The sequence below is a fragment of the Streptomyces sp. ADI95-16 genome (assembly GCF_003721495.1).
Classification (GTDB): Bacteria; Actinomycetota; Actinomycetes; order Streptomycetales; family Streptomycetaceae; genus Streptomyces; species Streptomyces goshikiensis.
On sequence record NZ_CP033581.1, the window covers coordinates 6,298,731 to 6,312,887 of the forward strand.

Genomic DNA, 14,157 nt, shown 5'->3' on the forward strand with positions numbered 1-14,157 from the left:
GGACGCGGGCGGACCCGGTTCCGGGCACCGCGCACGCCGAAGCGCGGGGGCCCGGTCGCCCGGGCCCCCGCATGAGACCAGCAGTGCTCTACCCCTGGTGCCCCTGGGATAAGGGGGAGTTCACCGCATCAGGTGACGGTGCTCCCTTTCTGTGGCGGCGGGGCCTGCCGGGGGATAGGGGTGCTCACCCCCCGCGGCTGTGCCCCGTGCTGCTCGGCGTACTGCTCCGCCTGCATCAGGAACATCGCCGCGTACCGCCCGTCCCGCGCCAACAGCTCCTCGTGGGAGCCCTGTTCGACGAGCCGGCCCTCGTGCAGGACGTAGATGACATCCGCGTGCCGCACCCCCGACATGCGGTGCGTGACGAGGACGACCGCCCGGTGCGGACCGGCCAGGCCGCGGATGCTGTCGAACGCGGCGATCTCCGCCGCCGGGTCCAGGGCCGAGGTGGGCTCGTCCACGACGATGACACGGGCGTCGCGGTAACGGGTGCGGGCCAGACCGAACTTCTGCCACTGCCCGCCGGAGAGCTCCGAGGCGCCCCGGAAGACCCGGGCGAGCAGCGTCTCGTAACCGTGCGGCAGCTTCGCGACGACCTCGTCGGCCCCCGTGTACCGGGCCGCGGCCACGACCTCCGCCGCCTGGTCGACCGAGCCGTCCGCCCCCGCGTCGCCGGGCCGCCCGATGGCGATGTTGGTACGGGCGGTCACCGGCCAGCGTTCGAAGTCCTGGGTCAGCAGCGCGACCCGGTCGAAGACCTGCGCCCGGTCGGCCTCCCGGACGTCCACCCCGTCCCAGGTCAGGGTGCCCGTGTCGGGCAGGTGCAGACCGGCGAGGAGTTTGACGAGGGTGCTCTTGCCGGAGCCGTTCTCCCCGACCAGGGCCACCACCTGGCCCGCCTCGATCGTCAGCGACACCCCGGCCAGGGCCGGCTCCTCCCGGTCGGGGTAGCCGAACCCCACCCCGGTGAGCCGGATCGTGCCCATCCGCTCGGGCAGCGGCCGCCCGCCGCGGGGGATGGCGCGGCGCCCCGCCTCGGCGACGAACCGCTCCAGGTCCCGGACGTACAGGGACTCCTCGTGCAGGGTGTTGGTGGTGGCGACGAGCGCCCCCAGGCTCGCGGAGCCGGCGCGCACCGCGATCACGGCGGTGCCGGCGACCGCCAGGTCCATCCGTCCGGCGGCGATCAGCGCGCCCATCGCCGCGTACGTGACGAGCGCGGCGAGCCCGGAGAGGGCGGCGGCGAGCAGTTCGGTGGCCGCCTTGTCCTTGGCGAGCCGGGTGGCCTCGCCCTCGGCGTGCTCGGCCATGTTGCGGTAGTGGCCCAGCAGGTAGCGGCCGACGCGGTGCACCCGGACCTCGGGAGCCGACGTACGGGCGATCAGCAGCTGCCCGATCAGCCGGGCGGCCCGGACGTGCTCCACCCAGGCCATCACCGACAGGTAGCGGCGCTGCGCCACCCGCATCGCGCCCCAGCCGCGCGGGGCGGCGATCAGCAGCAGCATCGGCAGCAGCAGCGGGTGCAGCACGGTGAGCACCCCGGCGGTCGCGACCAGGGAGATCAGCCCGCCCAGGGTGGCCACGCAGGCGCCGACGGTCCGGCGGGCCGACGGCGGCCCCCACTGGGCGCTGTCCAGCAGCCGCCGGAACTCCCCGTCCTCGATGGCCTCCAGCTCGACCTCGACGGCGGCGTGCAGGTACTGCTCCTGCGCGGCCCGCTCGACCTTGGGCTCCAGCCGCCCGGCGGCCGCCGTCGACCGGGAGGCCAGGACGGCTCCCAGTACGGCGACCAGTGCCCCGGCGGCGAGGGCGGGCAGGGCCTCGTGCAGCCGCTCGGCGGGGCTGCCCGCGCCGAACAGCGTACGGAGCACCGCGCTCAGGACGAGCAGCCCGACGGCGGAGGTGACGCCCTGGCCGGCCTCGGCGGCGGCGACGGTGAGCAGCGCGGGCCGGTCGGTGTCCCAGGCGAGCCGGAGGGTGCCGCGGACCATCCGGGGCATGGCGCGCAGGGTGCTGAGCAGCCCGCTCTCCAGCCGGGCGTACTCGTGGTTGGCCCAGCCGGCGTCGTAGCGCAGCGGGCCGCCGAAGAGCCGGCGCTCGCTCTCGGAAACGGCGGGTTCGGCGGGCACGGGCCGCTTGAGGAGCCTCATGCGCGGCCACCTCCGCCCCGCGCGGGGTCGAACACCACATGAACGTGCACGGATCGCAAGATTCCTCCCGGGGTACCGCGACGGGCGAACTGACGCCGGAAGAACGCGGCTGCTCAGAGCGCCGTCACGGGCCGTCGGGAGCGAATGCTCGTACACAGTTGCGACGGCTCCGCCGACCCCAAGGGGCGCCCGGCCCCCGGCCCGTGACACGGCGTTCGAATCACCCGGGGGTGTGCGGGGCCCCCTTCGAGGTATTGCGTCGATATCCGGCCGCTGATCACATTCCTGCCATGGACATGGCCAGACGAGGACCGCCCCCGCGCCGTGCGGGCGCGGGGGCGGTCTCGGGAGCCTCCGGGAGTCTCCGGGAGCCTTCGGGCGGTTACTCCGCCTCGGCCTCCAGGTTGCCCTCGGTGTCCAGGTACACCTGGCGCAGGGACTCCAGGATCTGCGGGTCCGGCTTCTCCCACATGCCGCGCGACTCCGCCTCCAGCAGGCGCTCCGCGATGCCGTGCAGGGCCCAGGGGTTGGCCTCCTCCAGGAAGGCGCGGTTGGCCGGATCCAGGACGTACGTCTCCGTCAGCTTGTCGTACATCCAGTCCGCGACCACGCCCGTCGTGGCGTCGTAGCCGAAGAGGTAGTCCACGGTCGCCGCCAGCTCGAAGGCGCCCTTGTAGCCGTGGCGGCGCATCGCCTCGATCCACTTGGGGTTCACGACGCGGGCGCGGAAGACGCGCGAGGTCTCCTCCACCAGGGTGCGGGTCTTGACCGTCTCCGGGCGGGTGGAGTCGCCGATGTACGCCTCCGGGGCCGTGCCGCGCAGCGCGCGGACGGTGGCCACCATGCCGCCGTGGTACTGGAAGTAGTCGTCCGAGTCGGCGATGTCGTGCTCGCGGGTGTCCGTGTTCTTCGCGGCCACCGTGATCCGCTTGTAGGCGCTCTCCATCTCCTCGCGCGCCGCCCGGCCCTCCAGGCCGCGGCCGTAGGCGTAACCGCCCCACACCGTGTAGACCTCGGCGAGGTCGGCGTCCGTACGCCAGTCGCGCGAGTCGATCAGCTGGAGGATGCCCGCGCCGTACGTGCCCGGGCGCGAGCCGAAGATACGGGTCGTCGCGCGCCGCTCGTCGCCGTGCTCGGCGAGGTCCGCCTGGGCGTGGGCCCGCACGTAGTTCTGCTCCGCGGGCTCCTCCAGCCCCGCCGCCAGCCGTACCGCGTCGTCCAGCAGCCCGATGACGTGCGGGAACGCGTCCCGGAAGAAGCCCGAGATGCGCAGCGTCACATCGATGCGGGGGCGGCCCAGCTCGTCGAGCGGGATCGGCTCCAGACCCGTGACGCGGCGCGAGGCCTCGTCCCAGACCGGGCGGACGCCCAGCAGGGCGAGGGCTTCCGCCACGTCGTCGCCGGAGGTGCGCATCGCGCTCGTGCCCCACAGGGACAGGCCGACGGAGGCGGGCCACTCGCCGTTGTCCGTGCGGTACCGGTTCAGCAGCGAGTCCGCCAGCGCCTGCCCGGTCTCCCACGCGAGGCGGGAGGGGACGGCCTTCGGGTCCACCGAGTAGAAGTTCCGGCCGGTCGGCAGGACGTTCACCAGCCCGCGCAGCGGCGAGCCGGACGGGCCCGCCGGGACGAAGGCGCCGTCCAGCGCGCTGACCACGTGCGCGATCTCGTCGGTGGTGCCGGCCAGGCGCGGGACGACCTCGCGGGCCGCGAAGTCCAGTACGGCCGCCACGTCCGCCGAGTGCCCGGCGGCGACCGAAGCCACCGCCTCCGGTGCCCAGTGCGCGTCCTCCATCGCCTGGACCAGCGCGCGGGCCGCCTCCTCCGCCTGGTCGGCGGTGGTGCGGGTGGCCGCCGACTCGTCGAGGCCCAGCGCCTCGCGCAGGCCCGGCAGGGCCGTCGTACCGCCCCAGATCTGCCGGGCGCGCAGGATCGCCAGGACCAGGTTGACCCGGGCCTCGCCGGTCGGGGCGCCGCCCAGGACGTGCAGACCGTCGCGGATCTGGGCGTCCTTGACCTCGCACAGCCAGCCGTCGACGTGCAGCAGGAAGTCGTCGAAGCCCTCGTCGTCCGGGCGCTCTTCGAGGCCCAGGTCGTGGTGGAGCTTCGCGGCCTGGATCAGGGTCCAGATCTGGGCGCGGATGGCCGGCAGCTTCGCCGGGTCCATCGCCGAGATCTGCGCGTACTCGTCCAGGTGCTGTTCCAGGCGGGCGATGTCGCCGTACGACTCCGCGCGCGCCATCGGCGGCACCAGGTGGTCGACCAGGGTGGCGTGCACCCGGCGCTTGGCCTGGGTGCCCTCACCCGGGTCGTTGACCAGGAACGGGTAGATGAGCGGCAGGTCGCCGAGGGCTGCGTCGGGCGCGCAGGCTGCCGACAGGCCGGCGTTCTTGCCCGGCAGCCACTCCAGGTTGCCGTGCTTGCCCAGGTGGATCATCGCGTCGGCGCCGAAGCCGCCGTCCTCGGCGCGCGCCTGGATCCAGCGGTACGCGGCCAGGTAGTGGTGCGAGGGCGGCAGGTCCGGGTCGTGGTAGATCGCGATCGGGTTCTCGCCGAAGCCGCGCGGCGGCTGGATCAGGATCAGCAGGTTGCCGCGCCGCAGGGCCGCGAGGACGATGTCGCCGTCCGGGTTCGCGGAGCGGTCGACGAACATGTTGCCCGGGGCCTCGCCCCAGTGCTCGGTGACGCTGTCGCGCAGCTCGGCCGGGAGCTCGGCGAACCAGCGCTTGTAGTCGGCGGCCGGGATCCGGACCGGGTTGCGGGCGAGCTGCTCCTCGGTCAGCCAGTCCTGGTCGTGGCCGCCGGCCTCGATCAGGGCGCGGATCAGCTCGTCGCCGTCGCCGGAGACCAGACCCGGGACGTCCTCGACGGGGCCGAAGTCGTAGCCGCCCGCGATGAGGGTGCGCAGCAGCTCCACGGCGCTGGCCGGGGTGTCGAGACCGACCGCGTTGCCGATGCGGGAGTGCTTGGTGGGGTACGCGGACAGGACGAGCGCGACCTTCTTGTCGCGGCGCTCGATGTGCCGCAGCCGGGCGTGCCGGACGGCGATCCCCGCGACCCGGGCGGCCCGCTCGGGGTCGGCCACGTAGGCGGGCAGGCCGTCCTCGTCGAGCTCCTTGAAGGAGAACGGGACGGTGATCAGACGGCCGTCGAACTCGGGCACGGCGACCTGCGTCGCGGCGTCGAGCGGGGAGAGGCCCTCGTCGTTCTCCTCCCAGGCGCTGCGCGAGCCGGTCAGGCACAGGGCCTGGAGGATCGGCACGCCCAGACCCGCGAGCGCGCCGGCGTCCCAGGACTCGTCGTCGCCGCCCGCCGAGGCGGTGGCGGGCTTGGTGCCGCCCGCCGCGAGGACGGTGGTGACGACCGCGTCGGCCGATTCCAGCGCGGCGATCAGCTCCGGCTCGGGGGCGCGCAGGGAGGACACGTAGAGGGGGAGCGCCTGGGCGTCCTTGGCCTCGATCGCGTCGCACAGGGCGTGCACGAAGGAGGTGTTCCCGCTCATCTGGTGGGCGCGGTAGTACAGCACGGCGATCCGGGGACCCGTGGTGGTCCCGGGGGTGCGCTCCAGCGGGCCCCAGGTGGGCGAGGCGGCCGGCGGCTCGAAGCCGTGGCCGGTGAGCAGGACGGTGTCCGAGAGGAAGCGCGCCAGCTGGTCCAGGTTGGCGGGGCCGCCGTGCGCGAGGTAGCCGTGGGCCTCGGCGGCGATGCCGATGGGGACGGTGGAGGCCTCCATCAGCTGGGCGTCCGGGGCCTGTTCGCCGGTCAGCACGACCACCGGGCGGGTCTGGCCGGGGGCCAGCAGCAGGTCGAGGCCCTCCTGCCAGGCGCGGAGGCCGCCGAGGAGGCGTACGACGACCAGGTCGACACCGTCGAGGAGGCCGGGGAGGTCGTCGAGGGGAAGGCGGGAGGGGTTCGCGAACCGGTACGGGACGGGGCCGTCCGCGGCGGCGCGGGCGCTGAGCAGATCGGTGTCGGACGTCGACAGCAGCAAGATCATGCGGCGGCAGGCCTTCCTCGGGGTTTCCGCGCCCCGGGCAGTGAGGACGACGGGAGTTCCTGACTCACCCGGCCGATCGCTCCGCAGGGTTCACAGTGGCGGGACCGCGCCGGATTCGCACCGGGCTTCCTCCCATGTCGCCGTCCTCGGCGATGGCGGACCGAGCGGTCCGCCGCAGGTCATCTTAGGTGCCCGGATCCCCGACCGGGAGTCCGGGCCGCCCTGCGGTACCACCGGGGCCCCGGTGAGGCCGGATCCCGCCATGAGGGCCGGAAACATGCGGTGAAGCGGCGGTGAAGCGGTGGGGGTGCGGGCGGGGGCGCGGGCGGGGGGCCTGCGGTGACGGGTGGTGGCAGGGTGGTGACGGACACAGGCCGGGCAGGGGGAATCCTGGGTATGCTCGCCGCCATGCCCCAGTCCCCCTCCGCCACATCGCGGGACGAACCCGTCATACGGGACCGCGGTGACGCATGCCCCGGCGCGCTCCGGCTGCACGCGGCGGACGACGGGTTCCTCGCGCGGGTCCGGCTTCCGGGCGGGCTGCTCACCGCCGCGCAGGCCGCCGCGCTCGCGGACGCCGCCGACCGGTTCGCGGACGGGCACCTCGAACTCACCTCGCGCGGAAACGTCCAGCTCCGCGGCCTCGCCGACGGCTGCGGCGGGGCTCTCGCCGAACTCCTGGACGCCGTCGGCCTGCTGCCCGCGCCCTCGCACGAACGGGTCCGCAACATCGTCGCGAGCCCCCTCGGGGACCCCGCTCCGGTGCGCGCCCTGGACCGGCTGCTCTGCGCCGACCCCGGGGCCGCCGCGCTCTCCGGCCGGTTCCTGTTCGCCGTCGACGACGGGCGCGGGGACGTCGTCGCCCTCGACCCCGACGTGACCCTGCTCGCGCGCCCCGGCGGCCGGGCGCTGATCCGGCTCGGCGCGGCGCCCGACGCCGCCGAGGTGGCCGCCGCCGACGGCCCCGAGGCGGCGCTGGAGGCCGCCCGCCACTTCCTCGACGCCGCGGCCGGCGCCGGCACCCGGGCCTGGCGCGTCGCCGAGCTGCCCGCCGAACACGCCCTGGAAGCGGGGGAGTTCACCGCCCGGCTGGCCGCCCGCGGCATCCCCGCCCGGTACGTCGCGGACGCGCCCCGCCCGTACGCGGGGCCGCCCGCCCCCGGCGTGCACGGGGACGCGCTCTGCGTCCTGATCCCGCTCGGCCGGCTCCGCACCGCCCAGTGGCGGGAGCTGCCCGGCGCGCTGCGGACCACCCCCTGGCGCAGCGTCATCGTGAGCGACACCACCGCCCGCCCCGCCGGGCTGGTGACCGCGCCCGGCAGCGCCTGGGAGTCCGTGACCGCCTGCACCGGACGGCCCGGCTGCGCGAAAGCCCTCGCGGACGTACGCGCCGACGCGCGCGCCGTCGCGGAACGGGCCCGCGGACCGCTGTCCGTCCACTGGTCCGGCTGCGAGCGCCGCTGCGGGCATCCGCGCGGCACCGACTGGGTCGACGCCGTCGCCACCGCGACCGGCTACCGGCTGACCGGTCCCGGCGTACCCGGCGTACCCGGCGGTCCCGCGCCGCGGCACGTCCCCGCCACCGCCCCCGAACTTGGCGCGGCCCTCCGGGACGCGCGCAACACCCCCCGAGTGTCCGAAGAGCAGTGAAGAAATGAGCGAGTACACCGTGTTCGAGTACGAGAAGGACGGCGCCGCGATCTACCGCCAGTCCTTTGCCACGATCCGCGCCGAGGCGGACCTCTCCGGGCTGCCCGCCTCCGTCGCCCAGGTCGCGGTGCGCATGATTCACGCCTGCGGGATGACGGACCTGCCCAAGGACCTCGGCTACACCCCGGACGTCGTGCTGCGGGCGCGCGCCGCCCTGACCGCCGGCGCCCCGATCCTGTGCGACGTGCAGATGGTCGCCAGCGGGGTCACCCGCAAGCGGCTCCCCGCCGACAACGAGGTGATCTGCACCCTCTCCGACCCGGCCGTACCGGAGCTCGCCGCGAAGATGGGCACCACGCGCAGCGCCGCCGCCCTCGAAGTGTGGCGCGACCGGGGCCTGTTGGAGGGCTCGGTGATCGCCGTCGGCAACGCGCCGACCGCGCTGTTCCGGCTGCTGGAGATGATCGAGGAGGGCGCCCCGCGCCCCGCCGCCGTCATCGGCGTCCCCGTCGGCTTCATCGGCGCCGCCGAGTCCAAGGACGCCCTCGCCGCGCACCCCTCGGGCCTCGACCACCTGATCGTGCGCGGCCGGCGCGGCGGCAGCGCCATCGCCGCCGCCGCCGTCAACGCGATCGCGAGCGTGGCCGAATGAGCGCCGGACGCCTGTACGGGGTCGGGCTCGGCCCCGGCGACCCGTCCCTGATGACGCTGCGGGCCGTCGAGGTCATCGCCGAGGCGGACGTCATCGCGTACCACAGCGCCCGCCACGGCCGCTCCATCGCCCGCTCCATCGCGGCGAAGCACCTGCGCGCCGACCACGTCGAGGAACCGCTGGTCTACCCGGTCACCACCGAGACCACCGACCACCCCGGCGGCTACCAGGGGGCGATGGAGGAGTTCTACGAGGACTGCGCCGCCCGCCTCGCCGCGCACCTGGACGCCGGCCGGACCGTCGCCGTGCTCGCGGAGGGCGACCCGCTCTTCTACGGCTCGTACATGCACATGCACAAGCGGCTCGCCGACCGGTACGAGGCCGAGGTCATCCCCGGCGTCACCTCGGTCAGCGCCGCCGCCGCCCGCCTCGGGACCCCGCTGGTGGAGGGCGAGGAGGTGCTGACCATCCTGCCCGGCACCCTGCCGGAGGAGGAGCTCACCGCCCGCCTCGCCGCCACCGACTCGGCCGTCGTGATGAAGCTCGGCCGCACCTTCCCCGCCGTGCGGCGCGCCATGGAGGCCAGCGGCCGCCTCGCCGAGGCCCGCTACGTGGAGCGCGCGACGATGGCGGGCGAGCGGACCGGGATCCTCGCCGACACCGACGCCGAGACCGTCCCGTACTTCGCCGTCGCCGTCGTCCCCAGCCGGATCGGGAACCCCGGCAGCGTGCCCTCCGGGCCCGGCGGGGTCGTGGTCGTCGGCACCGGCCCGGCCGGACCGCTGTGGCTGACCCCCGAGACCCGGCGGGCGCTCGCCGACGCCGAGGTGCTCGTCGGGTACACGACCTACCTGGACCGGGTGCCCGTGAAGCCGGGCCAGATCCGGCACGGCTCCGACAACAAGGTGGAGTCCGAGCGCGCCGAGTTCGCCCTGGACCTCGCCCGGCGCGGCAAGCGCGTCGCCGTGGTCTCCGGCGGTGACCCCGGCGTCTTCGCCATGGCGACCGCCGTCCTGGAGGTCGCGGGGCAGCCGGAGTACAAGGACGTCCCGGTACGGGTCCTGCCGGGGGTGACCGCCGCCAACGCGGCCGCCGCCGCGGCCGGAGCCCCGCTCGGCCACGACTACGCCACCGTCTCCCTGTCCGACCGGCTCAAGCCCTGGGAGGTCATCGCGGAGCGGCTGCGCGCGGCCGCCGCGGCCGACCTGGTGCTCGCCCTGTACAACCCGGGCTCCCGCAGCCGGACCTGGCAGGTCGCCCAGGCCAAGGAGCTCCTGCTGGAGCTGCGTTCCCCGCAGACCCCGGTGGTCGTCGCCCGTGACGTGGGCGGCCCCACCCAGACGGTGCGCGTCGTCACGCTCGCCGAACTGGAGCCGGCCGAGGTGGACATGCGCACGATCCTGCTGATCGGCTCCTCGCAGACCCAGGTCACGGACCGCCCCGACGGCACCCGTGTCACCTGGACCCCGCGCCGCTACTCGTGACGGCCCGGGCGCGCTGAACACCGAAGGCCCGGGGCGCCGCCGCCCCGGGCCTTCCGCGTCGCACCGGTGCGGTCAGGCGCCGGCCAGCCAGGCCAGGACCTCCGGGACCGCGGAGGTCTCCGGGACGCCCGCGGGCACCGGGGGGCGGCGGACGACGAGCACCGGGATGCCGGCCTCGCGGGCCGCGGTGAGCTTGGGGGCGGTGGCCGAGCCGCCGCTGTCCTTCGTCACCACCACGTCGATGCGGTGCCGGGCCAGCAGCTCCCGTTCGTCGTCGAGGCCGAACGGGCCCCGGGCCAGGAGGACTTCCAGCTGCGCGGGCCGCGGCCCCTGCGGCGGGTCCACCGAACGCACCAGGAACCAGGTGCCGTCGAGCGCGGCGAAGCTGTGCAGGCCCATCCGGCCGGTGGTCAGGAAGGCCCGCGCGCCGAGTCCCGGCAGCAGGGCGGCCGCCTCGGCGAGCGAGCCGGCGAAGGTCCAGGCGTCGCCGGGCCCCGGGGTCCACCCCGGGCGGCGCAGCGCCAGCAGCGGGATCCCCGAAAGGGCCGCCGCCCCGGCCGCGTTGAAGCTCATGCGCTCCGCGAACGGGTGGGTGGCGTCCACCAGGTGCGTGACCTGGTGGGCGCGGATCCAGTCGGCCAGGCCCGCCGGCCCGCCGAAGCCCCCGACGCGGGTCTCGCCCGGCGGCAGCACCGGGCGGGCGACCCGGCCGGCGAGCGAGGTGGTCACGCGGTACGGGGCGGGCTCCAGGGCCTCCGCGAGGAGCCGGGCCTCCGTCGTGCCGCCCAGGACCAGGACGTGCCCGGGGCCGGGCGGCCCGGGGAGCCCGGACTGCCCGGGCCGCCCGGTGGGGTCAGGCCGCCCCGTGGGGCCGGGCCGCCCGGTGGGGACGCCCGGTTCAGCAGGCATGCCGGTCGCGCTCGGGGGAGTACAGGTGGCTGTCCCGGAACTGTTCGGCGCCCAGCGTGCGGCCCACCACGATCACCGCGGTCCGCACCAGCCCGGCCTCCTCCACCTGGCCCGCGATGTCGGCGAGGGTGCCGCGCAGGATCAGCTCGTCGGGGCGGCTCGCCATCGCCACCACCGCCACCGGGCAGTCGGCCCCGTAGTGCGGCAGCAGCTCGTCCGCCACCCGCCGCGCGTACCGCGTCGCCAGGTGCAGCACCAGCAGCGCCCCGCTGCGGCCCAGTGTGGCGAGGTCCTCGCCGGGCGGCATCGGCGTGGCCTGCTGGGCGATCCGGGTCAGGATGACGGTCTGGCCGACGGTGGGCACGGTCAGCTCCCGCTTCAGCGCGGCGGCCGCGGCGGCGAACGCCGGTACGCCCGGGACCACCTCGTACGGGATGCCCGCCGCGTCCAGGCGCCGCATCTGCTCCGCGACGGCGCTGAAGACGGACGGGTCGCCGGAGTGCAGCCGCGCCACGTCGTGACCCGCCGCGTGGGCCCGTACGAACTCGGCCGTGATCTCGTCCAGGTCGAGCCCCGAGGTGTCGACCAGCCGGGCGTCCGCCGGGCACTCGGCCAGCATCTCGCGCGGGACCAGGCTGCCCGCGTACAGGCAGACGGGGGCGGCGGCCAGGGTCCGCGCGCCGCGCACCGTGATCAGGTCGGCGGCGCCGGGGCCCGCTCCGATGAAGTACACGGTCATGACTGGGTCTTCCTGTCGCTGGGGGAGGGCTTCGTTACGGACCACTGGGTCACCGGCATCGCCTGCCGCCAGCCGGTGAAACCGCCGACCGGCACCGCGTGCGCCACGGCCAGCTTCACCAGCTCGCCGCCGTACCGCTTGTGGCGCTCGGAGAGCACCGCCTCCGACTCCAGCGTGACGGTGTTCACCACCAGCCGGCCGCCGGGTGCCAGAGCCTCCCAGGCCGCGTCCAGCAGCCCCGGAGCGGTCAGGCCGCCGCCGATGAACACCGCGTCGGGAGCCGGGAGCCCGGCCAGCGCGGCCGGGGCCGCCCCCGTCACCACGCGCAGCCCGGGCACGCCGAGCGCCGTCGCGTTGCGGGTGATCCGCGCGGCCCGCTCCGGGACCCGCTCCACGGTCACCGCCCGGCAGGAGGGGTGCGTCCGCATCCACTCGATGCCGATGGAACCGGAGCCGCCGCCGATGTCCCACAGCAGCTCGCCGGGGGCCGGGGCCAGCGCGCACAGGGTCGCGGCCCGCACGTGCCGCTTGGTGAGCTGGCCGTCGTGCTCGTATGCGGTGTCCGGCAGCCCCGGGGTCGCGCCGAGCCGCGGGGCGGCGGCGTCCGGATCCCGGCGGCAGTCGACGGCCACCACGTTCAGGGGGTCGCCGGGCGCGTGGTCCCAGCCGTCGGCCCGGCCCTCGTACGTGTCCTCGCGCTCGGAGCCGAGCTGTTCCAGCACCCGCATCCGGCTCGGCCCGAAGCCCCGCTCGCGCAGCAGCGCCGCGATCTCGCCCGGGGACGCCGCCCCGGCGCTCAGCACCAGCACCCGCCGCCCCTCGTACAGCCCGGCCGCGAGCCGGGCCACCGGGCGCCCGACCACCGTGACGACCTCGGTGTCCTCCACCGGCCAGCCCAGCCGGGCGCAGGCGTAGGAGACGGACGAGGGGTGCGGGTGGACCCGCAGCGCCTCCGCGCCCAGCTCCTCGGACAGGGCGCGGCCGATCCCGTAGAACATGGGGTCCCCGCTGGCCAGCACCGCGATCCGGCGCCCCGCGTGCCCGGCCGCCAGCTTCGGCACCGCCGGCCGCAGCGGGCTGGGCCAGGACACCCGCAGGCCCGGACAGGCGTCCGGCGGCAGCAGGTCCAGCTGCCGGGGCCCGCCGATCAGTACCTCGGCGGAGGCCAGCGCGGCCCGCGCGCCGGCGGTGAGCCCGGCCCAGCCGTCGGCGCCGAGGCCGACGACGGCCACCGGCAGGGGCGTGGGGAGTGCTGCGGAGCTCACTGCGCGCTACCTCGGACGGAAGACGGAGAGGGGTGGACCCGCAGCCTACTGGTGCGCAGCCCCGGCTCCAGGACCAGGGTGACCACCACCGACGCCGCCGCCAGCGCCGTCATCGCGACCGCCGCCGAGGTGTACTGGGCGAGGGCCCCGGCGAGGGCCGCGCAGACGCCCTGCAGGGTCAGCATCCCGGCCGAGTGCAGGCCCAGCGCCTGGCCCTGGGTGCCCTCCGGGAGCAGTGCGACCAGCCGCTCCTGCATCAGCAGCCCCGCCGAGTAGCCGACGGAGGCCAGGGCCACGGTGACCGTCGCGACGACCGGTCCGGGCTCCAGCGCGAACGCCAGGTACGGCGCGGCGAGCAGCAGTCGCAGCGGGGCCGCCAGCCGGGCCCGCAGCCGCGCGGGCAGGTACCGCCCGGCGACGGTGTCCCCGGCGAGCATCCCGGCGGCGGCGCCGGCGAAGAGCAGCCCGGCGTGGGCCGCGTCGTAGGGGACGAACAGGGACTCGCAGCCGACGATCAGCCCGTTCGGCACCCACAGGGCGAGGTAGAGGGTGCGCCGGGCCGGGTCGGAGAGCAGGGTGGCGTTGCCGCGCCAGGTCTCGGCCACCGAGGGCCGCCCGCTCGCGCGCGGCTCCCGCCGCCGCAGCCCGAACCGTACGGTGACCACGGCGGCGGCCGAGAGCCCGGCGGCGGCCAGCAGCGCCCCGCGCGGGGAGAGCGCGGCGACGAGCAGCCCGCCGAGGGCGTACCCGGCGATCTGGGTCACCCCGGCGCAGACGGCGAGCAGCGACCGGCCCGGCAGGTAGTCCCCGGGCGGCAGGATCTCGGTGAGCAGCCCGTACCGGACCCCGCCGGCGAGCGAGTCGGCGAGCCCCTGGCCGAGGAGCACCGCGAACACCGCCCACAGCGGCAGCCCCGGGACGCACAGCAGCAGGGTGGCGAGCGCGCCGGCGGCCGAGAGCCCGCCGAGGGCCGCGCGCGGGGGCAGCCGGTCGGCGGCGGAGAGCAGCAGCGTCGCACCGAGCAGCTGCGCGAAGGACGGGCCGAACATGCCGAGCGCGGAGAGGAGCGGGCTGCCGGTGCGGTCGTAGACGAGGACGGCGAGCGCGAGCCCGCTCACGGTGGAGGCGCCGACGCGCAGGGCGGCCGCGGCGAAGAAGGGGGTGAACTCGGGTGTGCGGGCGAGGGAGCGGTAGGTCCGGGGCATGCGGGGAGTGTCCGGGGAGCGCCGCCGGGACCCTTAATGTTTCGCCTGCACGCGAAAGACCGAGGGCGGCCGGCCGGGGGTCGGGGGTCGGGGGCCGGCGGCTGGGAGC

9 protein-coding genes and 1 riboswitch are annotated in these 14,157 nt (G+C 75.8%); of the genes, 3 read left to right on the forward strand and 6 right to left on the reverse strand.

Going from position 1 to position 14,157, the window contains the following annotated elements; all coding sequences use genetic code 11:
• Positions 1-128 precede the first annotated feature (128 nt).
• Together EES41_RS28170 and cobN are read right to left on the reverse strand one after the other, a co-directional pair.
• On the reverse strand, positions 129-2,150 hold the full coding sequence (locus EES41_RS28170) for an ABC transporter ATP-binding protein (protein WP_123080842.1): 2,022 nt from the start codon (positions 2,148-2,150) through the stop codon (positions 129-131).
• A 382-nt stretch (positions 2,151-2,532) separates the two neighbouring features.
• Positions 2,533-6,144: a cobaltochelatase subunit CobN gene (gene cobN, locus EES41_RS28175; RefSeq protein WP_123080843.1), complete on the reverse strand. Its 3,612-nt coding sequence runs from the start codon at positions 6,142-6,144 to the stop codon at positions 2,533-2,535.
• A 32-nt stretch (positions 6,145-6,176) separates the two neighbouring features.
• Positions 6,177-6,334, reverse strand: a riboswitch (cobalamin riboswitch).
• Positions 6,335-6,552: 218 nt separating this feature from the next.
• Here cobN and EES41_RS28180 point away from each other — a divergent pair.
• From EES41_RS28180 to EES41_RS28190, 3 genes are read left to right on the forward strand one after another with little or no spacing between them, the layout of a single operon-like run.
• Positions 6,553-7,794: a cobalamin biosynthesis protein CobG gene (locus EES41_RS28180; protein ID WP_254211587.1), complete on the forward strand. Its 1,242-nt coding sequence runs from the start codon at positions 6,553-6,555 to the stop codon at positions 7,792-7,794.
• Positions 7,795-7,798: 4 nt separating this feature from the next.
• On the forward strand, positions 7,799-8,446 hold the full coding sequence (locus EES41_RS28185) for a precorrin-8X methylmutase (RefSeq protein ID WP_123080845.1): 648 nt from the start codon (positions 7,799-7,801) through the stop codon (positions 8,444-8,446).
• Entirely contained in the window at positions 8,443-9,930 is a 1,488-nt protein-coding gene (locus EES41_RS28190; protein WP_123080846.1) for a precorrin-2 C(20)-methyltransferase, read from the forward strand. The genes EES41_RS28185 and EES41_RS28190 overlap by 4 nt, the downstream gene beginning before the upstream one ends.
• Positions 9,931-10,002: 72 nt before the next feature.
• On the opposite strand, the gene EES41_RS28195 is transcribed toward EES41_RS28190, so the two are convergent.
• Genes EES41_RS28195 through EES41_RS28210 form a run of 4 tightly spaced genes read right to left on the reverse strand, consistent with a single transcriptional unit; the run spans position 10,003 to position 14,048 of the window.
• Complete coding sequence (locus EES41_RS28195) at positions 10,003-10,839, reverse strand: cobalt-precorrin-6A reductase (RefSeq protein ID WP_123080847.1); 837 nt, start codon at positions 10,837-10,839, stop codon at positions 10,003-10,005.
• The gene (gene cobM, locus EES41_RS28200; RefSeq protein WP_123080848.1) at positions 10,829-11,578 is read right to left on the reverse strand and encodes a precorrin-4 C(11)-methyltransferase; all 750 of its coding nucleotides are present in this window, start codon (positions 11,576-11,578) and stop codon (positions 10,829-10,831) included. Before cobM ends, EES41_RS28195 begins: the two co-directional genes overlap by 11 nt.
• Positions 11,575-12,843 (reverse strand): precorrin-6y C5,15-methyltransferase (decarboxylating) subunit CbiE, encoded by a 1,269-nt coding sequence (gene cbiE, locus EES41_RS28205; protein WP_123080849.1) that lies wholly within the window; start codon positions 12,841-12,843, stop codon positions 11,575-11,577. Before cbiE ends, cobM begins: the two co-directional genes overlap by 4 nt.
• Positions 12,840-14,048: an MFS transporter gene (locus EES41_RS28210; RefSeq protein WP_123080850.1), complete on the reverse strand. Its 1,209-nt coding sequence runs from the start codon at positions 14,046-14,048 to the stop codon at positions 12,840-12,842. The genes cbiE and EES41_RS28210 overlap by 4 nt, the downstream gene beginning before the upstream one ends.
• Positions 14,049-14,157: the final 109 nt, after the last annotated feature.